Annotated in this window: 23 protein-coding genes and 1 pseudogene; 21 read left to right on the top strand and 3 right to left on the bottom strand. The window is 64.4% G+C overall.

Annotated elements, in window-relative coordinates; translation table 11 throughout:
• Positions 1 to 42 precede the first annotated feature (42 nt).
• The gene (paaY, locus tag ACYU03_RS19245) at positions 43 to 639 is read right to left on the bottom strand and encodes a phenylacetic acid degradation protein PaaY (RefSeq protein WP_461886219.1); all 597 of its coding nucleotides are present in this window, start codon (positions 637 to 639) and stop codon (positions 43 to 45) included.
• 348 nt (positions 640 to 987) lie between these two features.
• Between paaY and paaF the strand changes: the two genes are divergently transcribed.
• From paaF to paaZ, 15 genes and pseudogenes are all read left to right on the top strand, one after another.
• Entirely contained in the window at positions 988 to 1761 is a 774-nt protein-coding gene (paaF, locus tag ACYU03_RS19240) for a 2,3-dehydroadipyl-CoA hydratase PaaF (RefSeq protein WP_461886218.1), read from the top strand.
• Between the two features lie 42 nt (positions 1762 to 1803).
• Complete coding sequence (gene paaG / locus ACYU03_RS19235) at positions 1804 to 2595, top strand: 2-(1,2-epoxy-1,2-dihydrophenyl)acetyl-CoA isomerase PaaG (protein ID WP_461886217.1); 792 nt, start codon at positions 1804 to 1806, stop codon at positions 2593 to 2595.
• 2 nt (positions 2596 to 2597) lie between these two features.
• Positions 2598 to 4115 (top strand): 3-hydroxyacyl-CoA dehydrogenase PaaH, encoded by a 1518-nt coding sequence (paaH, locus tag ACYU03_RS19230; RefSeq protein ID WP_461886216.1) that lies wholly within the window; start codon positions 2598 to 2600, stop codon positions 4113 to 4115.
• Positions 4108 to 4557: a hydroxyphenylacetyl-CoA thioesterase PaaI gene (paaI, locus tag ACYU03_RS19225; RefSeq protein WP_461886215.1), complete on the top strand. Its 450-nt coding sequence runs from the start codon at positions 4108 to 4110 to the stop codon at positions 4555 to 4557. The genes paaH and paaI overlap by 8 nt, the downstream gene beginning before the upstream one ends.
• On the top strand, positions 4550 to 5755 hold the full coding sequence (gene pcaF / locus ACYU03_RS19220) for a 3-oxoadipyl-CoA thiolase (protein ID WP_461886214.1): 1206 nt from the start codon (positions 4550 to 4552) through the stop codon (positions 5753 to 5755). The genes paaI and pcaF overlap by 8 nt, the downstream gene beginning before the upstream one ends.
• A gap of 91 nt (positions 5756 to 5846) precedes the next feature.
• Entirely contained in the window at positions 5847 to 7163 is a 1317-nt protein-coding gene (paaK, locus tag ACYU03_RS19215; RefSeq protein WP_461886213.1) for a phenylacetate--CoA ligase PaaK, read from the top strand.
• A 276-nt stretch (positions 7164 to 7439) separates the two neighbouring features.
• On the top strand, positions 7440 to 8429 hold the full coding sequence (gene paaA / locus ACYU03_RS19210) for a 1,2-phenylacetyl-CoA epoxidase subunit PaaA (protein WP_461886212.1): 990 nt from the start codon (positions 7440 to 7442) through the stop codon (positions 8427 to 8429).
• 27 nt (positions 8430 to 8456) lie between these two features.
• On the top strand, positions 8457 to 8738 hold the full coding sequence (gene paaB, locus ACYU03_RS19205; protein ID WP_461886211.1) for a 1,2-phenylacetyl-CoA epoxidase subunit PaaB: 282 nt from the start codon (positions 8457 to 8459) through the stop codon (positions 8736 to 8738).
• Positions 8739 to 8746: 8 nt separating this feature from the next.
• Positions 8747 to 9508, top strand: a complete 762-nt coding sequence (gene paaC / locus ACYU03_RS19200) for a 1,2-phenylacetyl-CoA epoxidase subunit PaaC (RefSeq protein WP_461886210.1) — start codon at positions 8747 to 8749, stop codon at positions 9506 to 9508.
• A complete protein-coding gene (paaD, locus tag ACYU03_RS19195) occupies positions 9495 to 10028 on the top strand; it encodes a 1,2-phenylacetyl-CoA epoxidase subunit PaaD (RefSeq protein WP_461886209.1) in 534 nt (177 codons plus the stop codon). Before paaC ends, paaD begins: the two co-directional genes overlap by 14 nt.
• Before the next feature lie 29 nt (positions 10029 to 10057).
• Positions 10058 to 11134: a 1,2-phenylacetyl-CoA epoxidase subunit PaaE gene (paaE, locus tag ACYU03_RS19190; RefSeq protein ID WP_461886208.1), complete on the top strand. Its 1077-nt coding sequence runs from the start codon at positions 10058 to 10060 to the stop codon at positions 11132 to 11134.
• A gap of 69 nt (positions 11135 to 11203) precedes the next feature.
• The gene (locus tag ACYU03_RS19185; protein ID WP_461886207.1) at positions 11204 to 11512 is read left to right on the top strand and encodes a DUF485 domain-containing protein; all 309 of its coding nucleotides are present in this window, start codon (positions 11204 to 11206) and stop codon (positions 11510 to 11512) included.
• Positions 11503 to 13071, top strand: a pseudogene (locus ACYU03_RS19180) (cation acetate symporter); the annotation flags it as partial. The gene ACYU03_RS19185 and the pseudogene ACYU03_RS19180, both read left to right, overlap by 10 nt.
• Positions 13072 to 13104: 33 nt before the next feature.
• On the top strand, positions 13105 to 14346 hold the full coding sequence (locus ACYU03_RS19175) for an OprD family porin (RefSeq protein ID WP_461886206.1): 1242 nt from the start codon (positions 13105 to 13107) through the stop codon (positions 14344 to 14346).
• Positions 14347 to 14374: 28 nt separating this feature from the next.
• Positions 14375 to 16429 carry a phenylacetic acid degradation bifunctional protein PaaZ gene (gene paaZ / locus ACYU03_RS19170; RefSeq protein ID WP_461886205.1) on the top strand — a complete coding sequence of 685 codons (2055 nt, stop codon included), beginning with the start codon at positions 14375 to 14377 and terminating at the stop codon, positions 16427 to 16429.
• Between the two features lie 74 nt (positions 16430 to 16503).
• Here the strand turns inward: paaZ and ACYU03_RS19165 are convergent, their stop codons facing one another.
• A complete protein-coding gene (locus ACYU03_RS19165) occupies positions 16504 to 17403 on the bottom strand; it encodes a LysR family transcriptional regulator (protein WP_461886204.1) in 900 nt (299 codons plus the stop codon).
• A 111-nt stretch (positions 17404 to 17514) separates the two neighbouring features.
• Between ACYU03_RS19165 and gcl the strand changes: the two genes are divergently transcribed.
• From gcl to ACYU03_RS19150, 3 genes are all read left to right on the top strand, one after another.
• A complete protein-coding gene (gene gcl, locus ACYU03_RS19160; RefSeq protein WP_461886203.1) occupies positions 17515 to 19290 on the top strand; it encodes a glyoxylate carboligase in 1776 nt (591 codons plus the stop codon).
• A gap of 37 nt (positions 19291 to 19327) precedes the next feature.
• Positions 19328 to 20110 carry a hydroxypyruvate isomerase gene (gene hyi, locus ACYU03_RS19155; protein ID WP_461886202.1) on the top strand — a complete coding sequence of 261 codons (783 nt, stop codon included), beginning with the start codon at positions 19328 to 19330 and terminating at the stop codon, positions 20108 to 20110.
• A gap of 112 nt (positions 20111 to 20222) precedes the next feature.
• On the top strand, positions 20223 to 21116 hold the full coding sequence (locus ACYU03_RS19150; RefSeq protein ID WP_461886201.1) for a 2-hydroxy-3-oxopropionate reductase: 894 nt from the start codon (positions 20223 to 20225) through the stop codon (positions 21114 to 21116).
• A gap of 123 nt (positions 21117 to 21239) precedes the next feature.
• On the opposite strand, the gene glcC is transcribed toward ACYU03_RS19150, so the two are convergent.
• On the bottom strand, positions 21240 to 22019 hold the full coding sequence (gene glcC, locus ACYU03_RS19145; RefSeq protein WP_461886200.1) for a transcriptional regulator GlcC: 780 nt from the start codon (positions 22017 to 22019) through the stop codon (positions 21240 to 21242).
• 242 nt (positions 22020 to 22261) lie between these two features.
• Between glcC and glcD the strand changes: the two genes are divergently transcribed.
• The 3 genes from glcD to glcF are packed head-to-tail and all read left to right on the top strand — an operon-like array spanning position 22262 to position 26040.
• Positions 22262 to 23761, top strand: a complete 1500-nt coding sequence (gene glcD, locus ACYU03_RS19140) for a glycolate oxidase subunit GlcD (protein WP_461886199.1) — start codon at positions 22262 to 22264, stop codon at positions 23759 to 23761.
• Positions 23761 to 24813, top strand: coding sequence for a glycolate oxidase subunit GlcE (gene glcE / locus ACYU03_RS19135; protein WP_461886198.1), 1053 nt, complete (start codon positions 23761 to 23763; stop codon positions 24811 to 24813). The genes glcD and glcE overlap by 1 nt, the downstream gene beginning before the upstream one ends.
• 9 nt (positions 24814 to 24822) lie before the next feature.
• Positions 24823 to 26040 (top strand): glycolate oxidase subunit GlcF, encoded by a 1218-nt coding sequence (glcF, locus tag ACYU03_RS19130; protein WP_461886197.1) that lies wholly within the window; start codon positions 24823 to 24825, stop codon positions 26038 to 26040.
• The last annotated feature ends 4 nt before the right edge of the window (positions 26041 to 26044 follow it).

Genomic DNA, 26044 nt, shown 5'->3' with positions numbered 1-26044 from the left:
CGGCCGCCCCGGCTGGCCAGTGGCGCGGCCGAGGCCATGGGGTCACGCGCTTTGCGTTTTCGGGCGGAAGGTGCTGTCGCTGACACGCGGGCGGTCCTGTTCGGGTTCATTCAAGGGCTGACACTCGACCATTTGCTCTAGGCAGCGGCGGGTCAGGGCGTGGTATTCGCGGGTGCCGGCCTGCTTCCAGTGGATTTCCTCGTCGCTGAGCTGGCGCTTGACCTGGGCCGGCGTGCCGACCACCAGCGAGCGCTCCGGGCACTCGAAGCGGGCTTTGACGAAGGCTGCGGCGGAGACGATTGAGCGTGCGCCGATCACCGCGCCATCCATCACCACGGCATTCATGCCCACCAACGCGTCGGCGCCGATGCGGCAGCCATGTAGCACGGCCCCGTGGCCAATGTGGCCGTTGCGTTCGACCACCGTGTCGCTGTCGGGGAAACCGTGCATCACACAGGTGTCCTGCAGGTTCGCCCCTTGCTCGAGGATGATCCGCCCGAAGTCGCCGCGCAGGCTGGCCAGTGGGCCGACGTAGCAATCCGGACCGACGATTACGTCGCCGATCAGCACCGCCGAAGGATGGACGTAGGCACTGGGGTCGATCACCGGGGTGATGCCGCCGAGGCTGTAGCAAGTCATGTCGTACTCCTGGCTGGAGGGGGCCCACCCGATTGTGAGCCTGCTTCGTGGAGTGAAAATATAACGTGTTGTGATGGTAAATCAATGATTCTGTGTATCGCTTTTTGGTGAGGTGGTCAGGCGTACCTTTCGTCGGCTGGGATTACTGATAATTAGCAGGGATATCGGATCTATTTTTCTCCTAGGTCATTGAAGAAGCGAGGGCCATCGACACGGATAGAAAATAACAGGACACTAATTTGATATTTTGCTGTTGATTTTGTGTATCGTATTTCGCATATACTCCTCGGCAACCGGCCTTGAGCTAACAATAATCGCCAGCCTCGACTGGCGCGCACGGTGACCGTCATGCCTGACCTGCTGCTGCTCGATACCCGCGAGACGGGTGTCTGCCTGATAACCCTGCACCGGCCCGAGGTGCTCAACGCGCTCAACACGCAGCTACTGGGCGAGCTGGCTGAGGTGCTCGAGCACCTGGAGCAGGACCCGGCCTGCCGGGCGGTGGTGCTGACCGGTAGCCGCAAGGCGTTCGCCGCTGGCGCCGACATCAACGAAATGGCTTCCCGCGATGCGGTCGGCATCCTCAACGACCCGCGCGTGCAGTACTGGCAGCGCATCAGCCGCTTCAGCAAGCCGCTGATAGCCGCGGTCAACGGCTTCGCCCTGGGCGGTGGCTGCGAGCTGGCGATGCACGCCGACATTCTCATCGCCGCCACCGATGCTCGCTTCGGCCAGCCAGAAATCAACCTTGGCATCATGCCCGGCGCAGGCGGCACCCAGCGCTTGCTGCGGGCGGTCGGCAAGTCGCTGGCGATGCAGATGGTGCTGACCGGCGAGGCCATCGATGCGCGCACCGCGCAGCAGGCCGGCCTGGTCAGCGAGATCACCCAGCCTGAATTCACCGTCGACCGCGCCCTGGCCATTGCCGAAAACATCGCGCGCAAGGCGCCGCTGGCCGTGCGCCTGGCCAAGGAGGCGCTGCTCAAGGCCATGGACACCGACCTGGCCACCGGCATGCGTTTCGAGCGCCACGCCTTCACCGTGCTGGCAGCCAGCGAAGACCGCAACGAAGGCATCCGCGCCTTCCAGGAAAAGCGCCCAGCAGTCTTCATCGGGCGCTGAGCGCCGTAGCCCGTTCCTTTACCCTTGCGAGTGACAACGGTCATGACTTTCGAACACATTCTTTTCGACATCGACGACGGCCTGGCCTTTCTGCGCCTGAACCGTCCAGAGCAGCTCAACAGCTTCAATGCGCAGATGCATGCCGAGGTGCGCGAGGCCCTCAAGCAGGTGCGTAGCACCCCAGGCGTGCGGGTGCTGCTGATCACTGGCGAGGGCCGTGGTTTCTGCGCCGGGCAGGACCTGGCCGACCGCAACGTGGCGCCGGGGGCGGCGATGCCGGATCTGGGCCAGTCGATCGAGCAGTACTACAACCCGCTGATTCGCACCCTGCGCGACTTGCCCATGCCGGTGATCTGCGCAGTCAATGGCGTGGCTGCCGGTGCTGGGGCGAACATTCCGCTGGCCTGCGACCTAGTGCTGGCGGCGCGCTCGGCGAGTTTCATCCAGGCCTTCTGCAAGATCGGCCTGGTCCCGGACTCCGGCGGTACCTGGTTCCTGCCAAGACTGGTTGGCGTGGCGCGGGCCAAGGCTTTGGCGCTGCTGGGCAACCGCCTGAGCGCCGAACAGGCCGAGCAGTGGGGGCTGATCTACCAATGCGTGGATGACGCCGCCCTGCGTGACGAAGCGCTGAAGTTGGCTCGCCACCTGGCCGCGCAGCCGACTGCCGGGCTGGCACTGATCAAGCGCGGCCTTAACGCCAGCCTGGACAACAGCCTGGACGAGCAATTGGAGCTGGAGCGCGACCTGCAGCGCCTGGCCGGTCGCACCGAGGATTACCGGGAAGGCGTGGCGGCCTTCATGGCCAAGCGTACACCTGAATTCAAGGGGTGCTGAGCATGAGCGCACTGGACAGCAGCACCGTCGTTGCGGTGATCGGAGCCGGCGCCATGGGCGCCGGTATCGCCCAGGTGGCAGCCCAGGCCGGGCATCCGGTCTTGCTTCACGACAACCGCCCGGGGGCGGCGGCCGCCGCCATCGAGGGCCTGGACCGGCAACTGGGCAAGCTGGTGGAGAAGGGGCGTATCAGTGCCGGGCAACATGCCCAGGCTCGGGCGCGCCTGCAGGCGGTGGACAGCCTCGAGAGCTTGGCCGACGCGGGCCTGGTGATCGAGGCCATCGTCGAGAACCTGGAGGCCAAGCGCGGCCTGTTCGCCAGCCTGGAGGCCATTTGCTCGCCGGACTGCGTACTGGCGAGTAACACCTCATCGTTGTCGATCACCAGCATCGCTGCTGGTTTGGCACGGCCCGAGCGCTTCCTCGGTGTGCACTTTTTCAACCCGGCACCGTTGATGGCGCTGGTAGAGATCGTGTCCGGGCTGGCCACCGCGCCGGCCATCGCAGCGAGCCTTTACGACACGGTCAGGGCCTGGGGCAAGGCGCCAGTGCATGCGCGCTCCACGCCAGGTTTCATCGTCAACCGTGTGGCCCGGCCGTTCTATGCCGAGAGCCTGCGCTTGCTGCAGGAGGGGGCTGCCGATTGCGCGACCCTGGATGCGCTGATGCGCGATGCCGGTGGCTTCCGCATGGGCGCCTTCGAGCTCACCGATCTGATCGGCCATGACGTGAACTATGCGGTGACCTGCTCGGTGTTCGACGCCTACTACGGTGATATGCGTTTCCAGCCTTCGCTGATCCAGAAGGAGCTGGTCGATGGCGGTCGCCTCGGGCGCAAGAGTGGGCACGGCTTTTATGACTACGGGCCGGCCGCGGCGCGACCGGTGGTCAGCGAGATGCGCAGCGGGCAACGCGTGGAGAGCTGCGTGGTGGAGGGTGACCTGGGTATCGCCCAGGGCCTGGTGGCGCGCCTGCAGGTACAGGGGATCAAGGTTGAACAGGGGGCCGGGCCTGGTCTGATCCGGGTTGGCGACGCGGTACTGGCGCTCAGCGACGGCCGTTTGGCCAGTCAGCGGGCGCGGGAGGACGGCTTGAGCAACCTGGTGCTGTTCGACCTGGCATTGGACTACAGCACGGCCAGTCGCATCGCCATCAGCTGGGCCGCCGACACCACGCCCGAGGCGCGTGACCACGCCGTGGCTCTGCTGCAAAGCGCTGGCCTGGTGGTCAGCCCGCTGGCCGACCTGCCGGGGCTGGCCGTATTGCGCACCGTGGCGATGCTCGCCAACGAAGCCGCAGACGCGGTGCTACAAGGCGTGGCGACGGCGGCGGACGTCGACCTGGCCATGCGCAAGGGCGTCAACTACCCGCAAGGGCCGCTGGCCTGGGCCGAGGCCATCGGCCTGGGCAATGTGTTGGGCGTGCTCGAACAGCTGCAGGCGGCCTACGGCGAGGCGCGCTACCGCCCATCGCTGTTGCTGCGTCGCCAAGTGGCCGAGGGGAGGGTGCTGCATGACTGACCTCAACGCCCAGGGCCTCGCCCGCCAGTGCGCCGAGACAATGTTGAGCCGCGACCAGGCCAGCCTGGCGCTGGGCATGCAGGTGCTGGCGGTATCGCCGGGCAACGCGACCCTGAGCATGCCGGTGCGTGCCGACATGATCCAGGGTCATGGCACCTGCCACGGCGGCTACATCTTCACCCTCGCCGACTCGGCCTTTGCCGTGGCTTGCAACACCTACAACCAGGTCACCATCGGCCTGGGCTGCAGCATCGACTACCTGGCCCCGGCCTTCGTCGACGACACCTTGGTCGCCACCTGCGTGGAGCTCAGCCGTCGGGGGCGCACCGGCAGTTATGACGTGCGCGTGGAAAACCAGCAGGGGCAGCTCATCGCGCTGTTCCGTGGCAAATCTTACAAAGTACAAGGCAGCGTGCTTGCCCAGGAGAACCCAGATGACTGATGCCTTTATCATCGACGCCGTGCGCACGCCCATCGGGCGCTATGGCGGTGCCTTGAGCGGCGTACGCGCCGATGACCTCGGCGCCGTGCCACTGCGCGCATTGATGGCGCGCAATCCGCAGGTGGACTGGTCGGCAGTGGATGATGTGATCTACGGCTGCGCCAACCAGGCCGGCGAAGACAACCGCAACGTCGCGCGCATGTCGGCACTGCTTGCCGGCCTGCCAATAAGCGTGCCGGGCACCACGGTCAACCGCCTGTGCGGTTCGGGCATGGATGCCATTGGCCTGGCGGCGCGGGCCATCCGCAGTGGTGAGACCGGGTTGATGCTGGTCGGCGGCGTCGAATCCATGTCGCGTGCGCCGCTGGTGATGGGCAAGGCCGAGCAGGCGTTTTCTCGCGAGGCGCGGATCTACGACACCACCATTGGCTGGCGTTTCGTCAACAAGGCGATGGAAAAGGCCTTCGGCATCGACTCGATGCCGGAAACCGCCGAGAATGTCGCCGCCCAGTTCGGCATTGCCCGCCAGGACCAGGACGCCTTCGCCCTGCGCAGCCAGCAGCGCGTGGCGGCGGCCCAGGCCAGTGGCCGTCTGGCGCAGGAGATCGTGCCGGTGAGCATTGCCCAGCGCAAGGGTGAGCCCAGGGTCGTGGCCGTTGACGAGCACCCGCGCAGCGACACTACGCTGGAGATGCTGCAACGCCTGCCGACGCCGTTCCGTGAAGGGGGCAGCGTCACTGCGGGCAACGCCTCCGGGGTCAATGACGGCGCCTGCGCGCTGCTGCTGGCCAGCGCCGAGCAGGCCGAGCGCTATGGCCTCAAGCGCCGTGGCCGGGTGGTGGCGATGGCCACGGCCGGGGTCGAGCCGCGGATCATGGGGATCGGCCCGGTGCCGGCGACGCGCAAGGTGCTCGAACAGGCCAGCCTGAGTCTGGCCGACATGGACGTCATCGAACTCAACGAAGCCTTCGCCGCCCAAGGGCTGGCGGTGCTGCGCGAGCTCGGCCTGGCGGACGACGATCCACGGGTCAACCCCAATGGCGGCGCGATCGCCTTGGGCCATCCGCTGGGCATGAGCGGCGCGCGGTTGGTGACCACGGCGCTGGTCGAGCTGGAAAATCGCGGTGGACGCTACGCCTTATGCACTATGTGCATTGGCGTGGGGCAGGGTATCGCGATGATCATTGAGAGAGTCTGAGCCGAACGAGCTTATCGCCTAACGGGAGCCGCGCAGCTCCCACACTCGGGCCCCCAGGGGGCTGAACCATAAAAAGAATCAGAGTGAAATCATGAATATGGCCGCCTTGAACACCACTGTGCTCGACCCGATGGAGACCGCCAGCATCGACGAACTGCGCCAGCACCAGCTGGACCGTCTGCGCTGGAGCCTGGGCCATGCCTACCAGAACGTGCCGCTGTACCGCCGTCGCTTCGACGAACTGGGCGTGCACCCGGACGACATTCGCTCGCTGGAAGACCTGGCGAAGTTCCCTTTCACCACCAAGTCCGACCTGCGTGACAACTACCCCTACGGCATGTTCGCCGTGCCGATGCAGGACGTGGTGCGTGTGCACGCCTCCAGCGGCACCACTGGCAAGCCCACCGTGGTCGGCTACACGCAGAACGACATCGACACCTGGGCCAACGTGGTGGCGCGTTCGATCCGCGCTGCTGGCGGGCGGCGTGGCGACAAAGTGCACGTCTCCTACGGCTATGGCCTGTTCACCGGCGGCCTTGGTGCGCATTACGGTGCCGAGCGGCTGGGCTGCACGGTGATCCCGATGTCGGGCGGGCAGACCGAGAAGCAGGTACAACTGATCAACGACTTCCAGCCCGACATCATCATGGTGACCCCGTCCTACATGCTCAACCTGGCCGACGAGATCGAGCGCCAGGGCCTGGACCCGCACAAATTGGCGTTGCGCCTGGGGATCTTCGGCGCCGAGCCCTGGACCGACGAGTTGCGCCGCTCCATCGAGCAACGCATGGGTATCAATGCCCTGGATATCTACGGCCTGTCGGAAATCATGGGCCCGGGGGTAGCCATGGAGTGCGCCGAGACCAAGGACGGCCCGACCATTTGGGAAGACCACTTCTACCCGGAGATCATCGACCCGGTCACCGGCGCGGTGCTGCCTGATGGGCAGATGGGCGAGTTGGTGTTCACCTCCCTGAGCAAGGAGGCGCTGCCGATGATCCGCTACCGCACTCGCGACCTGACCCGGCTGTTGCCTGGCACGGCACGGCCGATGCGGCGCATCGACAAGATCACTGGGCGCAGCGACGACATGCTGATCATCCGTGGAGTCAACGTGTTCCCGACACAGATCGAGGAGCAGGTGCTTAAGATAAAACAACTTTCAGAGTGTTATGAGATTCACTTGTATCGTAATGGCAATATGGACAGTGTCGACGTACATGTGGAACTGCGTGCCGATTGCCAGCATTACGACGAGGCTCAGCGCAGGCTCCTGACCAATGAGCTGTCCAAGCAGATCAAGACCTACATCGGCATCAGCACTCGTGTGTTGTTGCAGCCCCCAGCGACCCTCAAGCGCTCCGAAGGCAAGGCTTGCCACGTCTATGACAAGCGTTTGGCTGGCTGAGCAGCATAGATAGATTGCTGGTTCTTGTTGCCCCGACCTTGTCGGGGCTTTTTTTTATGGCGTGACATGTCTTGGGGGACTGTGGCGCCCTCAAGACAAGCACCTGCTACCCCCCTGCAATCCCCTAATTACCCTGGCCCATCCCATTTTTCCCATTGCTACAGGCCAAAGCGATACAAAAAATTATTAGATACGCGAAAATCTTGTTTGATATTGGATTCTGTATCGCTTATAAATGACCCCATGCCCAACCAGCCTTGAGGCGGGAGTCAGAACATGTACGCACAGCTTGTTGAAACAGGAGTCAAGCGCATCAAGTCCCTGGAGGAGATGTCCGCCGAGGAGCGCGCTTTCCAAGAGAAGATCGACGCCGAGATCAAGATCGAAGCCAAGAACTGGATGCCCGACGCCTACCGCCAGACCCTGATCCGGCAGATTTCCCAGCACGCCCATTCCGAGATCGTTGGCATGCTGCCCGAGGGCAACTGGGTCACCCGGGCGCCGAGCCTCAAGCGCAAACTGCAACTGATGGCCAAGATCCAGGACGAGGCCGGCCATGGCCTGTACCTGTACAGCGCCATGGAAACCCTCGGCGCCGATCGCGACGAGGAGATCGCCAAGCTGCACAGCGGCAAGGCCAAGTATTCGAGCATCTTCAACTACCCGACCCTGAACTGGGCCGACATGGGGGCGGTCGGTTGGTTGGTGGATGGCGCCGCCATCGTCAACCAGGTGGTGCTGCAGCGCACCTCCTACGGTCCGTACTCGCGGGCGATGATCCGCATCTGCAAGGAAGAGAGCTTTCACCAGCGCCAGGGCTACGAAATCCTCCTGACCATGATGCGCCACGGTACCCAGGCGCAGAAGGACATGGTCCAGGACGCGATCAACCGCCTGTGGTGGCCGGCGCTGATGATGTTCGGCCCCAGTGACGAGCATTCGCCCAACAGTGCCCAGTCCATGGCCTGGAAGATCAAGCGCCAGAGCAATGACGAACTGCGCCAGCGCTTCATCGACCAGACCGTGCCGCAACTTGAGCTGCTCGGCTGCAGCGCCCCCGACCCGGAACTGAAGTGGAACGCCGAGCGTGGCCATTACGACTTCGGCCCCATCCAGTGGGAAGAATTCTACGAAGTGCTCAAGGGCAACGGCCCGTGCAACCAAGAGCGCCTGGCCACCCGGCGCCAGGCCATCGAGGACGGTGCCTGGGTACGTGAGGCCGCCGTCGCCTACGCACGCAAACAACAGAACAAGAACGCCGCCTGATACGGCGATTGATGCGGAGATAACACCATGTCTGTCTGGACCCTCTACGAAGTGTTCGTGCGCAGCAAGCACGGCCTGAACCACAAGCATGTGGGCAGCGTGCACGCCGCCGACGCGGCCATGGCCATCGAGAATGCCCGTGAGCTCTACACCCGGCGCAGCGAAGGCGTGAGCCTCTGGGTGGTGCCTTCGGCGCTGATCGTCGCCTCGTCGCCAGACGAGAAGGACCCACTGTTCGTCCCCTCCGACGACAAGGTCTATCGCCACGCCAGCTTCTATGAACTGCCCGACGAAGTCGGACACATGTGAGGCCGGCCATGCACAGTCAAGAAGACCTCATCCAATACCTGCTGCTGCTCGGCGACAGTGCCCTGGTCCAGGGCCAGCGCCTGTGCGAGTGGTGCGGCCACGCCCCGGCGCTGGAAGAAGAGCTGGCGCTGATGAACGTCGGCCTCGACCTGGTCGGCCAGGCCCGCAACTGGCTGGAATATGCCGCCGAGTTGCTGGACGACGGCCGCGACGCCGATGACCTGGCCTTCCGTCGCGACGAGCGCGCCTACCGCAACCTGCTGCTGGTCGAGCAACCCAACGGCGATTTCGCCGTGACCATGGCCAAGCAGTTCCTTTACGACGCCTGGCATCTACAGGTGCTCGAAGGCTTGAGCGCTTCGCGCGATGAGCGCATCGCCGGTATCGCCGCCAAGGCGCTCAAGGAAGTCACCTACCACTTGCGTCGCTCCAGCGAGTGGGTGCAGCGCCTGGGCGGCGGCACCGACGAAAGTCGCCGGCGCATGCTGGCGGCGATCCCCCTGGTGTGGCGTTTCACCGTTGAGCTGGCTGCCGGCAGCGAGGGCGAGGTGCGCTTGGCCGAGGCCGGTATCGCCGCCGACCCAGCTCAGGTCGGCTCGGCCTGGCTGAAGCAGGTGTCGGCGACCTTCGCCTCGGTCGAGTTGCCATTGCCGGCGGCGGCCAACTTCTTCTACCTGAGCGGTCGCCGTGGCCTGCACACCGAGCACCTGGGCCTGCTGCTGGCCGAGATGCAGTTCCTGCCACGGGCCTACCCCGATGCGACCTGGTGAGCTGATCGCCAGCGACCGTGGCGCCCGCACTGCCCAGGCCGGCGACCTGGCGCGGGCCTGGGCGGTACTGGAGCAGGTCATGGACCCGGAGGTGCCCGTGGTCAGCGTGGTCGACCTGGGTATCGTCCGTGACCTGGATTGGCGCGCCGGCCACCTGCACCTGGTGGTCACCCCGACCTACTCGGGCTGCCCGGCCACCGAGGTGATCGAGGGGGATATCCGCCAGGCGCTGGAGCAGGCCGGCTTTGCCGGACCGCAACTGGAGCGCCGCCTGACCCCGGCCTGGAACACCGACTGGATCAGCGCCCAGGGTCGTGAACGCCTACGGGCTTATGGCATCGCGCCGCCGGTGGGGAGCAGCAGCAAGCGCAGTTTGCTCGGCGACAGCCCCCAGGTGCTGTGCCCGCAATGCGGCAGCGCCCACACCGAGTTGCTCAGCCAGTTCGGCTCCACGGCCTGCAAGGCTTTGTACCGGTGCCGCGAGTGCCTGGAGCCCTTCGACTATTTCAAATGCATCTGAGCGCAACGCGCCGTGCAGCGGAGAACACCATGAGCCAATTTCACAACCTGACGATCAAGGAAGTGCGCAACGAAACCCGTGATGCGGTTTCCATTGCCTTCGACGTGCCGCCGCAGTTGCAGGACGACTTCCGTTTCACCCAGGGCCAGTACCTGGTCATGCGTACCCACCTGGACGACGAGGAAGTGCGCCGTTCCTATTCCATCTGCAGCGGCGTGCATGACGGCGAGCTGCGTGTGGCGGTCAAGCGCGTGCCCGGTGGGCGCTTCTCGGCCTTTGCCAATGAGCGGCTCAAGGCTGGCCAGCAACTGGAAGTGATGCCGCCAGCCGGTAGCTTTTTCGTGCCGCTGGACCCGGCCCGCCGCGGTAATTACCTGGCGGTGGCGGCCGGCAGCGGTATCACGCCGATCCTCTCGATCATCAGCACCACCCTCGCCAGCGAGCCCAACAGCCGCTTCACCTTGCTTTACGGCAACCGTTCCAGCTCCGGCGCGCTGTTTCGCGACAAGCTCGAAGACTTGAAGAACCGCTACCTGGAGCGCCTCAACCTGATCTTCGTGTTCAGCCGCGAGCAGCAGGACGTCGACCTGTACAACGGTCGTATCGACGCCGACAAGTGCGGGCAGTTGTTCTCTCGCTGGATGGACGTGGGTGCGCTGGACGCGGCCTTCATCTGCGGTCCGCAGGCGATGACCGAGACCGTACGCGACAGCCTGCGCAGCAATGGCATGGCCGCCGAGCGCATCCACTTCGAACTCTTCGCTGCCACCGGCAACCAGGCCCGCCGCGAGGCCCGCGAGGCCGCGCGCCTAGTGGACTCGGCGGTCAGCCAGGTCACCGTGATCAGCGATGGTCGCGCCCTGGCCTTCGACTTGCCGCGCAACACCCAGAGCGTGCTCGACGCCGGCAATGCCATCGGCGCCGAGCTGCCGTACTCGTGCAAGGCCGGGGTCTGCTCGACCTGCAAGTGCAAGGTGGTCGAAGGCGAGGTGGAGATGGACAGCAACCACGCCCTGGAGGACTACGAGGTGGCCGCCGGCTATGTGCTGTCGTGCCAGAGCTATCCGGTCAGCGACAAGGTGGTCCTCGATTTCGATCAGCTGTAGGCCCACGTCATCTGACCTGCAACACCTGCGTGACCTGAAAACAATTACAACATCAAGAGATCGCTTCCCATGACACCCGAACACATCGAGAGCATCCGCAAGCACCCGGACTTCCAGCAACTGGTACGCCGCAAGCGTCGCCTCAACGGCACGTTGACCTTGGCCATGCTGGTGATCTACTACGGCTTCGTCCTGCTGGTGGCGTTTTCCCCCAGTACCCTAGGTCAGTCCCTGAACGGCGGGGTGACCAGCGTCGGCATGCTGGTCGGCGTGCTGATCGTGCTGTTGTCCTTCGCCCTCACCGGGATCTACGTGCACCGTGCCAACAATGTGCTCGACCCGCTCAATGACAAGGTCAAGGCGGAGTGCGCGCAATGAACTGGACAGCCATTGGAATGTTCCTCGTGTTCGTCTGCTTCACCCTCGGCGTGACCCGCTGGGCGGCGCTGCGGACCCGTTCGGCCAGCGACTTCTACACTGCCGGCGGCGGCCTCACCGGCATGCAGAATGGCCTGGCGATCGCTGGCGACATGATCAGCGCGGCGTCCTTCCTGGGCATCTCGGCGATGATGTTCCTCAACGGCTACGACGGCCTGCTGTATGCCCTGGGTGTGCTGGCCGGTTGGCCGATCATCCTGTTCCTGATCGCCGAGCGCCTGCGCAACCTGGGAAAGTACACCTTCGCCGACGTGGTCTCCTACCGCCTGGCGCAGACGCCGGTGCGCCTGACCTCGGCCTTCGGCACCCTGACCGTGGCGCTGATGTACCTGGTGGCGCAGATGGTCGGTGCCGGCAAGCTGATCGAACTGCTGTTCGGCATCAGCTACCTCTATGCGGTGATCCTGGTTGGCGTGCTGATGGTGTTCTACGTCACCTTCGGCGGCATGCTCGCCACCACCTGGGTACAGATCATCAAGGCAGTGATGCTGCTTTCGGGCACCACCTTCATGGCCTTCATGGTGTTGCGCTACTTCGACTACAGCACCGAGGCGATGTTCGCCAGCGCCGCGGCCGTGCACGCCAAGGGCACCGCGATCATGGCTCCGGGCGGACTGTTGTCGAACCCGGTGGATGCGATCTCGCTTGGCTTGGGCATGATGTTCGGCACGGCCGGGTTGCCCCATATCCTGATGCGCTTCTTCACCGTCAGCGACGCCAAGGAAGCACGCAAGAGCGTGTTCTATGCCACCGGTTTCATCGGCTACTTCTACCTGCTGCTGATCGTCATTGGCTTCGGCGCCATTGTCATGGTCGGTACCGAGCCGGCCTACCGCGACGCCAGTGGCGCGATCATCGGCGGCGGCAACATGATCGCCGTGCACCTGGCCCAGGCCGTGGGCGGCAACCTGTTCCTGGGCTTCATCTCGGCGGTGGCCTTCGCCACCATCCTGGCGGTGGTCGCCGGTCTGGCGCTGTCCGGCGCCTCGGCGGTGTCCCATGACCTGTATGCCTGCGTGATCCGCAAGGGCCAGGCCAGCGAGCAGGAAGAAATGCGCGTGTCGCGCATGGCCACCTTGGGCATCGGTGTGCTGGCGATCATCCTCGGCCTGATGTTCGAGTCGCAGAACATCGCCTTCCTCTCCGGCCTGGTGCTGGCCATCGCCGCCTCGGTCAACTTCCCGGTGTTGTTCCTCTCGATGTTCTGGAAGGGCCTGACCACCCGTGGCGCAGTGATCGGCAGCATGAGCGGGTTGGTGTCGGCGATCGTCCTGCTGGTGCTGAGCCCGGCGGTGTGGGTCAACGTGCTGCACCACGAGCAGGCGTTGTTCCCTTACAGCAACCCGGCGCTGTTCTCCATGAGTCTGGCTTTCCTCGGCGCCTGGGTGTTCTCGGTCACCGACAGTTCGCCTCGGGCGGCCGAGGAGCGGGGCCGCTACCTGGCGCAGTTCATCCGCTCCATGACGGGCATCGGTGCCGCAGGCGCCAGCAAACACTGATCACCACTGATACGAATGTCGGGTATAAAAACAATGAACCACACTCGCCTCAAACCCGCCACATTGCTGGCCAGCCTCACTCTGCCCATGGTCGCCGTACCGGCCATGGCGGACTTTTTCGACGATAGCCACGCCAAGGTCGAGCTGCGCAACCATTACCTCAACCGCGACTTCCGCCAGGATGGCGCCCCCCAGTCCAAGGCCGAGGAGTGGGGCCAGGGTTTCACCGCCAGGTTCGAGTCGGGGTTCACCGAAGGCCCCGTGGGCTTCGGGGTGGACGCCATGGGCCAGTTGGGCATCAAGCTCGATTCCAGCCGCGACCGGCGCGGCACCGGCCTGCTGCCTTATGGCCGCGACAGCCTGGAGCCGGCCGACGACTACAGCGAGCTCGGCCTGACCGGCAAGCTGCGCCTGTCGAAAAGCGTGCTGCGCCTGGGCACCCTGCAACCGATCCTGCCGGTGGTGGTGTACAACGACACCCGCCTGCTGTCCGCCAGCTTCCAGGGCGGCCTGCTGACCAGCCAGGAGATCGACGGCCTGACCCTCAATGCCGGGCGCCTGACCAAGGCCAACCTGCGCGATTCCTCCAGCCGCGACGATATCGGCTACGGTGCTGCCAGCAGCGATCATTTCGATTTCGGTGGTGGCACCTACGCCTTCAGCCCGCAACTGAACCTGAGCTACTACTACGCCAAGCTCGACCAGATCTACCGCCAACAGTTCGTTGGGCTGGTGCACACCCAGCCCCTGGGGGAAGGCCTGAGCCTGCGCAGCGACCTGCGCTACTTCGACAGCCGCGGCGATGGCGCCGAACGGGCAGGGCGCATCGACAACCGTAATTTCAACGGCATGTTCACCCTTGGGGTACGCGCCCACAAGTTCACCGCCACCTTCCAGCAGATGTCCGGCGACAGCGGCTTCCCGTTCCTCAACGGCGGCGATCCTTACACGGTCAACCTAGTCACCTACAACACCTACACCCGCGCCGGACTGGACTCCTGGCAACTGCGCTACGACTACGACTTCGTCGCCCTCGGCATCCCGGGCCTGAGCTTCATGACCCGCTACACCGATGGCCGTCACGCCAAGACCGCGACCTTCGACAACGGCCGTGAGCGCGAGCGCGACACCGACATCACCTACGTCATTCAGAGCGGTCCGTTGAAGGACGTCAGCTTGCGCTGGCGCAACGTCTCGTTCCGTTCCGGCAACGGCCTGACCACCGACCTGGACGAGAACCGCCTGATCATCGGCTACACCTTGGCGCTCTGGTAAGCGCCCATTCAAAGAACCGGAGGACACCATGTCGCAAGCCCCTACCTTGCAGAGCTTCATCGCCGGCCGCTGGCTCGGCCAGCACGGCGCCCAGGCGCTGCGCAGTGCCCTGGACGGCCATGTCCTGGCTTACAGCCATGAAGAGCGCCCGAATTTCGCCGAGGCCATCGACTTCGCTCGCCAGCGCGGCCTGGCCGAACTGATGGCCATGGACTTCCAGCAACGCGCCCAGCGCCTCAAGGCCCTGGCGCTGTACCTGAGCGAGCGCAAAGAGCAGCTCTACGCCTTGTCGCACCACAGCGGCGCGACCCGTGCCGACAGCTGGATCGATATCGAGGGTGGCAATGCCACGCTGTTCTCCTATGCCGGCATCGGCAGCCGCGAGCTGCCTTCGGGCAACGTCCTGCACGAAGGCCCGGCCATTGCGCTGGGCAAGCAGGGCAAGTTCGCCGGCAGCCACATCCTGGTGCCGCGTGCGGGCCTGGCGGTGCACATCAATGCCTTCAACTTCCCGATCTGGGGCATGCTGGAAAAGTTCGCGCCGACCTTCCTGGCCGGCATGCCATGCATCGTCAAACCGGCCACCTCGACCAGCTACCTGACCGAAGCCGTGGTGCGCCTGATGGACCAGTCCGGCCTGTTGCCGGCTGGCAGCCTGCAGTTAGTGGTCGGCAGTACCGGTGACTTGCTCGATCGCCTGCAGGGTCAGGATGTGGTGACCTTCACTGGTTCCGCGGACACCGCCGCCAAGCTGCGGGTCACCCCCAACCTGATCCGCCACTCGGTGCCATTCACCGCCGAGGCCGATTCGTTGAACTGCGCCATTCTCGGTCCTGATGTCAGCCCGGACGACGAAGAGTTCGACCTGTACATCAAGGAAGTGGTACGTGAGATGACCACCAAGGCCGGGCAGAAGTGCACGGCGATCCGCCGTGCCATTGTCCCGGCCAGACACCTCGATGCCGTGGCCACGCGCCTGCGTGAGCGGCTGAGCAAGGTGGTGGTGGGCGACCCATCGGTGGAGGGCGTGCGCATGGGCGCTCTGGCGTCCCATGAGCAGCAGCGCGACGTCGGTGAGCGGGTGCGCAGCCTGCTCGAGAGCTGTGACCAACTGTTCGGCGCCAGCGACGGCTTCGCCCCGCGTGGCGAGGGGGTCAGCGAAGGGGCTTTCTTCGCCCCGACCTTGCTGTTGGCCCGAGATCCCCATGCCGAAGGCGGTGCGCACGATATCGAGGCGTTCGGCCCGGTGAGCACCTTGATGGCCTATGACGACCTGGACGAAGCCCTGGTGCTCGCCGCACGCGGCAAGGGCAGCCTGGTGGCGAGCCTGGTCACCCGCGATCCACAAGTGGCGGCCAAGGCGGTTCCGACCGCAGCTGCCTGGCATGGCCGCTTGCTGGTACTCGACCGCGAGGCGGCGCTGGAGTCCACTGGCCATGGCTCGCCGTTGCCACAACTCAAGCACGGCGGTCCGGGCCGGGCGGGGGGCGGCGAGGAGCTGGGCGGCCTGCGCGCGGTCAAGCACTACCTGCAGCGCGCCGCGGTGCAGGGTTCGCCGAGTATGCTGATGGCGGTGACCGGCGAGTACGTGCGCGGCGCCCAGGTGATCGAAACCGAGGTGCACCCGTTCCGCCGCTACTTCGAGGAACTGCGCATCGGCGAGTCGCTGCTGACCCACCGGCGCACGGTGACCGAGGCGGACCTGGTCAACTTCGGCTGCCTGTCGGGCGACCATTTCTACATGCACTTCGACGAGATCGCGGCCAAGGAGTCGCAGTTCGGCAAGCGCATCGCCCATGGTTATTTCGTGTTGTCGGCGGCGGCCGGCCTGTTCGTCTCGCCCGGGGCTGGGCCGGTGCTGGCCAACTATGGCCTGGACACCTTGCGCTTCATCAGCCCGGTGGGTATCGGCGACACCATCCAGGCGCGCCTGACCTGCAAGCGTAAGATCGACCAGGGCAAGACCAGCCCGCTGGGTCAGCCGCAAGGTGTGGTGGCCTGGGATGTGGAGGTGACCAACCAGCTGGGTGAGCTGGTGGCCAGCTATGACATCCTGACCTTGGTGCTCAAGCGCGAGGGCTGATCACGCAGGCATCGTTCGCTTTGGGGGGCGCTGCGCGCCCCATCGCGACGTGCCGCGCAGCCGCAATGTCGGCCTTACCAGTACCCCGGCCGCTGGTACATGGCTTTCAGGTAGTCGATGAAGTAGCGGACTTTCGCCGGAAGGAACCTTTGCTGGGGATAGACCGCCTGGATGTCATAGCCAGGCAAGGCGAATTCATCCAGCACGGTGACCAGCTCGCCGCTCATCAGCTCCTTGTGGATCTCCCAGGTCGAACGCCAGCCGATCCCCAGCCCTTGGCGCATCCAGGAGAACAACAGTTCGCCGTCATTGCAGGCCAGGTTACCGCTGACACGCATCGCGACCTGCCGGCCTTCGCGCTGGAATATCCAGCCGCGTTGCTGCCCGCCCTGCAGGGTGAAGGCCAGGCAATTGTGGTTCGCCAACTCTTCCAGCGTGGTCGGTTTGCCGTGCTTGGCGAAATATTCGGGGGTTCCGCATACCACCCGGCGGTTGTCATACAGCTTCACCGCCACATAATTCGGGTCGGTCACGCCGCCAATGCGGATGCTCAGGTCATAGCCTTCGCTGACCAGGTCGACGACGCTGTCGGTAAGGTTGAACGACAGTTTCAGATTGGGAAACTGCTGATGGAAGCCCAGCGCATGGGGCGCGACATGCAGACGGCCGAAAGAGGCCGGCGCCGATACCAGGAGGTTGCCCTTGACCATCGAGCCGCTGCTGCTGATGTCGGCTTCGACATCGTCAAACTCCCGCAGCAACTGCTTGGCCCGCTCCAGCAACTGCTCCCCCAGCTCGGTCAAGCGCAAGCCGCGTGTGGAGCGGTGCATCAATTTGACACCCAGGCGTTTTTCCAAGGCATCCAAGCGCCTGCCGAGCATCGCCGGCGTTACGCCCTCGCTCAATGCAGCGGCGGCAAAGCTGCCCTTTTGGGCGACCTGGACGAAACTGTGCAGTTCTGTGTAACGACCCATTCGATACCTTTTATATCGACAGAAACTAGTTTTGAAGTATTCCGCATGGCCGAAGCCTAATCCAGACTGGCCCCTACTACAAAGAAAACGGTCTGTCCGGAGGAGTAGGTAATGGCCAGAATGAGAGCAATCGAGGCGGCGGTGCTGGTGATGCGTCGTGAAAGTATCGACACTGCGTTCGGTATTCCCGGCGCCGCCATCAATCCGCTGTACGCAGCCCTGAACAAGCTCGGCGGTATCGATCACGTGCTGGCCCGCCACGTCGAAGGCGCCTCGCACATGGCCGAGGGCTACACCCGCGCCAATCCAGGCAACATCGGCGTGTGCATCGGCACCTCCGGCCCTGCCGGCACCGACATGGTCACCGGCCTGTACAGCGCTTCGGCCGACTCCATCCCGATCCTCTGCATCACCGGCCAGGCCCCGCGCGCGCGCCTGCACAAGGAAGACTTCCAGGCCGTCGATATCACCAACATCGTCAAGCCGGTCACCAAGTGGGCCACCACCGTTCTGGAGCCGGGCCAGGTGCCCTATGCCTTCCAGAAGGCCTTCTACGAGATGCGCACCGGTCGCCCAGGCCCCGTGCTGATCGACCTGCCGTTCGACGTGCAGATGGCCGAGATCGAGTTCGACATCGACGCCTACGAGCCGCTGCCGGTGCACAAGCCTGCCGCCAACCGCGTCCAGGCTGAAAAAGCCCTGGCCATGCTCAATGAAGCTGAGCGTCCGCTGCTGGTCGCCGGCGGCGGCATCATCAACGCCGATGCCAGTGACAAGCTGGTCGAGTTCGCCGAACTGACCGGCGTGCCGGTGATCCCGACCCTGATGGGCTGGGGCACCATCCCCGACGACCACCCGCTGATGGTCGGCATGGTCGGCCTGCAGACGTCGCACCGCTACGGCAACGCCACCCTGCTCAAGTCCGACCTGGTGTTCGGCATCGGCAACCGCTGGGCCAACCGCCACACCGGCTCGGTCGAGGTGTACACCGAAGGCCGCCGCTTCATCCATGTGGACATCGAACCGACCCAGATCGGCCGCGTCTTCACCCCGGACCTGGGCATCGTCTCCGACGCAGGCGCCGCCCTGGACGCCTTCCTGGAAGTGGCCCGCGAGTGGAAAGCCGCCGGCAAGCTCAAGGACCGCGGCGCCTGGCTGGAAGACTGCCAGCAGCGCAAGTCCAGCCTGCAGCGCAAGACCCACTTCGACAACGTGCCGGTCAAGCCGCAGCGTGTGTACGAAGAGATGAACCAGGTCTTCGGCAAGGACACCTGCTACGTCAGCACCATTGGCCTGTCGCAGATCGCCGGCGCGCAGTTCCTGCACGTCTACAAGCCACGCCACTGGATCAACTGCGGCCAGGCTGGCCCGCTGGGCTGGACCATTCCGGCAGCCCTGGGCGTGGTCAAGGCCGACCCGAGCCGCAAGGTCGTCGCGCTGTCGGGCGACTACGACTTCCAGTTCATGATCGAAGAGCTGGCCGTGGGCGCGCAGTTCAACCTGCCGTACATCCACGTGCTGGTGAACAACTCTTACCTGGGCCTGATCCGTCAGGCGCAGCGCGGGTTTGAAATCGATTACTGCGTGCAACTGGCCTTCGAGAACGTCAATGCACCGGAGCTCAACGGCTATGGCGTGGACCATGTGGCCGTGGTCGAAGGCCTCGGCTGCAAGGCCATCCGCGTGTTCGATGCCAACGACCTGTCAGCGGCATTCAACCAGGCACGCCAGTTGATGGAGGAGTTCCGCGTTCCGGTGGTGGTCGAGGTCATCCTGGAGCGGGTCACCAACATCGCCATGGGCATCGAGATCAACGCGGTCAACGAGTTCGAGGAGCTGGCCAGCTCCCGCGCCGACGCGCCCACTTCCATTCTTCCACTGGACTGATGCCTGGTTTCCAGTAACACAGACTCAGGAGTCGACCATGCCCCGTTTTGCCGCCAATCTTTCCATGCTGTTCACTGAAGTGGACTTTCTGGAGCGTTTCGCCGCCGCTGCCAAGGCAGGTTTCCACGGTGTCGAATATCTCTTCCCCTACGACTACAGCTCGGCCGAAATCAAGCAGCAGCTCGATACCCACGGCCTGACCCAGGTGCTGTTCAACCTGCCGGCCGGTGACTGGGCCAAGGGTGAGCGTGGCATCGCCTGCCATCCTGACCGTGTGGAGGAGTTCCGCGAAGGGGTGGGCAAGGCCATCGCCTATGCGAAGGTCCTGGGCAACACCCAGGTCAACTGCCTGGCCGGCATTCCTCCGCAAGGATTCGATCCGTTCGTTATCGAGAATACCTTCCTCAACAACCTCGAATTCGCCGCACAGGCGCTCGAGGCCGAGGGTATCAAGTTGGTCATGGAGATGATCAACACCCGTGATATCCCCGGGTTCTACCTGAACACCACCCGGCAGGCCCTGGATATCCGCAAGAAGGTCGGCAGCGCCAACCTGTTCCTGCAATACGACATCTACCACATGCAGATCATGGAAGGGGACCTGGCGCGGACCGTCGAGTCGAACCTGGCCGCGATCAACCATGTACAGCTCGCCGACAACCCGGGACGCAACGAGCCGGGCACCGGCGAGATCAATTACCGCTTCCTCTTCGAACACTTGGACCGCATCGGCTACCAAGGCTGGGTCGGCTGTGAATACAAACCGCTGACCACCACCGAGGCAGGCCTCGGCTGGCTCAAGACCCACAACGCAATCTAAAGCCTGACGCCATCCTGTAGGAGCGGGCTTGCCCGCGATTGCGATGGCGACCCTACCGCCGCTACAGGGTACGCGGCGCCTGAACTGAGCAATGACAAAGAGGCAACTTCTCATGGCTAAAATCGGTTTTATCGGCACTGGCATCATGGGCAAGCCCATGGCCCTGAACCTGCAGAAAGCAGGGCACTCGCTCTATTTCTCCGAGCATTTCGACAAGGCTCCGGCCGAGCTGCTGGGCGACAACGGCATTGCCCTGGCCAACCCCAGGGAAGTGGCCCAGGAAGCCGAGTTCATCATCATCATGGTTCCCGACACCCCGCAGGTCGAAAGTGTCCTGTTCGGTGACAACGGTGTGGCCGAAGGTGTCGGCCCGAACAAGGTGGTGATCGACATGAGCTCGATCTCGCCAACCGCCACCAAGGTCTTCGCCGAGAAGATCAAGGCCACCGGCGCCGCCTACCTGGACGCCCCGGTCTCCGGCGGTGAAGTCGGCGCCAAGGCCGCGACCCTGAGCATTATGGTCGGCGGCAGCCCGGACACCTTCGAACGCGCCTTGCCGTTGTTCCAGGCCATGGGCAAGAACATCACCTTGGTCGGCGGCAATGGCGATGGCCAGACCGCCAAGGTGGCCAACCAGATCATCGTCGCCCTGAACATCCAGGCCGTCGCCGAAGCCCTGCTGTTCGCCGCCAAGAATGGCGCCGACCCGGCCAAGGTACGCGAAGCGCTGATGGGCGGCTTCGCCTCCTCGAAGATCCTCGAAGTGCATGGCGAGCGCATGATCAAGGGCACCTTCGACCCGGGCTTCCGCATCAACCTGCACCAGAAGGACCTCAACCTGGCCCTGCAGGGCGCCAAGGAACTGGCGATCAACCTGCCCAACACCTCCAACGCCCAGCAAGTGTTCAGCACCTGCGTCGCCCTCGGTGGCGGCAACTGGGATCACTCGGCGCTGATCAAAGGCCTGGAGCACATGGCCAACTTCTCGATCCGCGACGATAGGTAAGCCTCAAACCTCAAGCTGCAAGTATAAGTGGGAGCGCATCAGGCCAATGCCAGTCAGTTAAGGCCAATTGGGCCGCATAACTGACTGGCATTGGCGTACCAGCCTGCTCTTTCTTGTAGTTCGTTACTTCCATCCTTCCAGGCGCATGGTGGCTCGGATCAGGCGCTGTTCTTCTTGCTCGATCTCGCGAAGGTTGTCACGCACGCTGTGGATGTGTTCGCGGGCGGCGCGCTGGGCTTGTTCGGGCAACTGTTCCATCACGGCGTGGTAGAGGCGGGTGTGCTGGCGGTCGATCTGCCGTTTTTGCGCTGGGCGACAGTACAGGTTGTTGACCGAAGCGAATACGGTGCTGAGCGTCAGGTCGCTGAGCGACTGCAGGGTATGCACCAGCACGGGGTTGTGCGAGGCCTCGCTGATCGCCCTGTGGAAAGCATGGTCGCGCCGCGCATGCTCCCGTGGGTCGTGTGACAGCGGGGACTCATGGGCCGCGACCATCTCATCGTAGCGCCGCTTGATCAGCAACCGATCCACATCGGTGGCACGCAAGGCCGCCAAGCGCGCGGACTCACCTTCCAGTAGCGCGCGCACTTCCAACAGGTCGAACAGCGTGCGTGGCTGCGAGCTGAACAGGTGCATCAATGGCGTGGTGTTGCCTGTATGGCTCAGGTCCGCCACGAACGAGCCGCGCCCCTGTTCGGTATCGACGATGCCGCGCCCGCGCAGTACCCGCAATCCTTCACGCAGCGCCGAGCGCGAGCAGCCCAGTTTCTCCACCAGGCGCCGCTCGGAAGGCAGCGCCTGTCCAACCTTGAGCACGCCATCGACGATCAATCGCTCGATGCGTTCGGCCACCTGGTCAGCGACCTGCGGCTTGCTTTGCCTGCCTGAATCGGGACTCACCATCGGAGCACTCCAGTAACTGGTCAGACCAGTTGGTATTGGCTTGATATCTCCTGATCAATTTATAGGCAAACAACCTGTTTATTCCACGTGAAAAAGCCAGTAGGCAGAATAAAGTGGTAGGACCAGTTGGCCAGGCCATCGACTTGGTCGTTTCCCTGAGCGCACTCTGATTCTGACTTGGGCCTGCGATTGGCAGGGGCCAAGCCGTGAAAACAACAAGAACAAAACCATGGGTGAGCTTTATGAACATCCTCTATGACGAGCGCGTCGATGGCGCACTGCCTCGCGTCGACAAGGCGGCCCTGCTTTCGGAGCTGCGCGAAGCCTTGCCCGATCTCGAAATCCTGTCCGCCCAGGAAGACCTGAAGCCTTATGAGTGCGATGGCCTGTCGGCTTATCGCACCACGCCGATGCTGGTGGTGCTCCCCGAGCGTATCGAACAGGTCCAGACCCTGCTCAAGCTGTGCCACGCCCGTCAGGTGCCGGTGGTTGCCCGGGGCGCGGGCACCGGCCTTTCGGGCGGAGCCCTGCCTTTGGAGCGGGGCATCCTGCTGGTGATGGCGCGCTTCAACCGCATCATCGAAGTGAATCCTGAGGGCCGCTTCGCACGGGTCCAGCCCGGTGTGCGCAACCTGGCCATTTCCCAGGCTGCGGCGCCCTTCGACCTTTACTACGCGCCAGACCCTTCATCGCAGATCGCCTGCTCCATCGGCGGCAACGTGGCGGAGAACGCTGGAGGCGTGCACTGCCTGAAGTACGGCCTGACCGTGCATAACCTGCTCAAGGTCGAGATCCTCACCATCGAAGGCGAGCCGCTGACGCTTGGCAGCGACGCCCTGGACGCGCCAGGCTTCGACCTGCTGGCGCTGTTCACTGGCTCCGAAGGCATGCTCGGCATCGTCACCGAAGTGACCGTCAAGCTGCTGCCCAAGCCACAGGTGGCGCGGGTGCTGTTGGCGAGCTTCGACTCGGTGGACAGGGCCGGGCGGGCGGTGGGCGACATCATCGCCGCTGGCATCATCCCCGGTGGCCTGGAGATGATGGACAACCTGTCGATCCGCGCGGCTGAAGACTTCATTCATGCCGGCTACCCGGTAGATGCGGCGGCCATCCTGCTGTGCGAACTCGATGGCGTCGAGGCCGACGTGCAGGACGATTGCGAGCGAGTGGAAGCCGTGCTCAAGGCCGCTGGCGCCACCGACGTGCGCTTGGCCTGCGACGAGGCCGAGCGCGCCAGGTTCTGGGCCGGGCGCAAGAATGCCTTTCCGGCGGTTGGCCGTATCTCCCCGGACTACTACTGCATGGATGGCACGATCCCGCGCCGCGAGCTCCCCCGGGTACTCAATGGCATCGCCGAACTGTCCGAGGAATACGGGCTGCGCGTGGCCAACGTATTCCATGCCGGCGACGGCAACATGCACCCGCTGATCCTGTTCGATGCCAATGTGCCTGGCGAGCTGGAGCGGGCCGAAGCGATTGGCGGCAAGATCCTTGAACTCTGCGTCGAAGTCGGCGGCAGCATCACCGGCGAGCACGGGGTAGGGCGCGAGAAGATCAACCAGATGTGCGCCCAGTTCAACAGCGACGAGCTGACCCTGTTCCATGCCGTGAAGGCGGCGTTCGATCCCCAAGGCCTGCTCAACCCCGGCAAGAACATCCCGACCCTGCACCGTTGCGCCGAGTTCGGCTCGATGCATGTGCACCACGGCAAGCTGCCGTTTCCTGAACTGGAGCGTTTCTGATGCGACACGATCACGACGCCAGCGCAGCGCTGCTGGAACAGGTCAACTACGCCCTTAATGAACGCATGCCGCTGCGGATCCAGGGCGGCAACAGCAAGGCCATGCTCGGTCGCCGGGTGAGTGGCGAAGTACTCGATACCCGCAGCCACCGAGGCATTGTCAGCTACGACCCGACCGAGCTGGTCCTGACTGCCCGCGCCGGTACGCCGCTCGCGGAGGTCGAGGCTGCGCTCGAGGCGGCGGGGCAGATGCTGCCCTGCGAACCACCGCACCTGGGCTTGGGTGCCACCCTTGGAGGCATGGTCGCGGCCGGGCTGTCGGGGCCCCGGCGTCCCTGGGCGGGTTCGGTACGTGACTATGTGCTGGGCACCCGGGTGATCACAGGCCACGGCAAGCTCCTGCGCTTTGGCGGCGAAGTGATGAAGAACGTGGCCGGCTACGACCTGTCGCGGTTACTGGCCGGCAGTTTCGGCTGCCTGGGGGTGATCACTGAAGTGTCGCTCAAGGTACTGCCAACGCCGCGCACTTGCTTCAGCCTGCGCCTGGAGATGGACATCCACCAGGCCTTGGGCGAGCTCGCCGAGTGGGGCCAGCAACCGATACCGATCAGCGCCGCTTGCTACGACGGGCAGGCACTCCACCTGCGCCTGGAAGGGGGCGAAGGCTCGGTGCAGTCTGCCCGTCAGCGCCTGGGCGGCGAAGCGCTGGGCAACGGTTACTGGGAGGATCTGCGCGAACAGCGCCTGGCCTTTTTTGCCTCGGCCGAGCCGCTGTGGCGGCTGTCCCTGCCGAACAATACCGGGGTCATCGCCTTGCCGGGCAAGCAACTGCTGGACTGGGGCGGGGCCCAGCGTTGGCTGAAGTCCGACGCCGACGCGGAGGTGATTCGCCAGGCCGTGAGCAGCGCAGGCGGCCATGCCACGCGCTATGGCGTGAGCGAGACGCCCTTTTCACCGCTGGCCGGGCCTTTGATGCGCTACCACCAGAACCTCAAGAAACAGCTCGACCCCCAGGGCATCTTCAACCCGGGTCGTGTCTACGCGGACGTCTGAGAGCGAGCTATGCAAACCAATCTGAGCGAACAAGCCAAACGCCTGCCGCGTGCCGAAGAAGCCGAACGTATCCTGCGCTCTTGCGTGCATTGTGGTTTCTGCACTGCCACCTGTCCGACCTACCAACTGCTGGGCGATGAACTGGATGGCCCGCGTGGCCGCATCTACCTGATCAAACAGGTGCTCGAAGGGCAGGAGGTCACCGCCAAGACCCAGTTGCACCTGGACCGCTGCCTGACCTGTCGCAATTGCGAAACCACGTGCCCCTCGGGCGTGCAGTATCACGACCTGTTGGACATCGGCCGCGCGGTTGTCGAGGAGCGGGTGCCCCGTTCTCTTCGCGAACGCATGCTGCGTGAAGGACTGCGTGCCGTGGTGCCCCGGCCAGCCGTGTTCAAGGCCCTGACCGTGGCTGGTCAGGCCTTCCGGCCGCTGTTGCCGGGCACTCTGAAATCCAAGCTGCCACGCCAGCCGCATCCAGCCAAGCCGCGTCCGGCGGCGCGCTATGCACGCCGTGTGCTGATGCTCGAAGGCTGCGTGCAGCCGGCGCTTTCGCCGAACACCAATGCTGCCGCCGCACGTGTCCTGGACCGGCTGGGCATCTCAGTAGTGCCGGCCCGGGAAGCCGGTTGCTGTGGCGCCGTCGACTATCACCTCAATGCCCAGGAGAAGGGGCTAGAGCGTGCCCGGCGCAATATCGACGCCTGGTGGCCTGCGGTCGAAGCGGGGGCGGAGGCCATCGTGCAGACGGCCAGCGGCTGTGGTGCCTTTGTCCGCGACTATGGCCACCTGCTCAAGGACGATCCTGCCTATGCCGCCAAGGCCGGGCGGGTCAGCGCCCTGGCCAAGGACCTGGTGGAGGTGCTGCGCGCCGAACCGCTGGAGAACCTCGGGATTCACGGTGACCGACGCCTGGCTTTCCACTGCCCTTGCACCCTGCAGCACGCCCAGAAGCTTGGCGGCTCCGTCGAAGACGTGCTCGGCCGGCTCGGTTTCAGCCTTACCAATGTGCCCGACAGCCACTTGTGCTGCGGCTCGGCCGGGACTTACTCGCTGACCCAGCCCGAGCTGTCCCGGCAACTGCGCGACAACAAGCTCAACGCCCTGGAAAGCGGCAACCCAGAGGTGATCGTCACCGCCAATATCGGCTGCCAGACCCATCTCGACGGCGCAGGGCGTACGCCGGTGCGCCATTGGGTCGAGCTGGTGGAAGAAGCCTTGATTTAGGAGA

It is taken from the genome of Pseudomonas sp. X10, from assembly GCF_054889225.1.
This window is presented reverse-complemented; position numbering and strand designations above follow the sequence as displayed.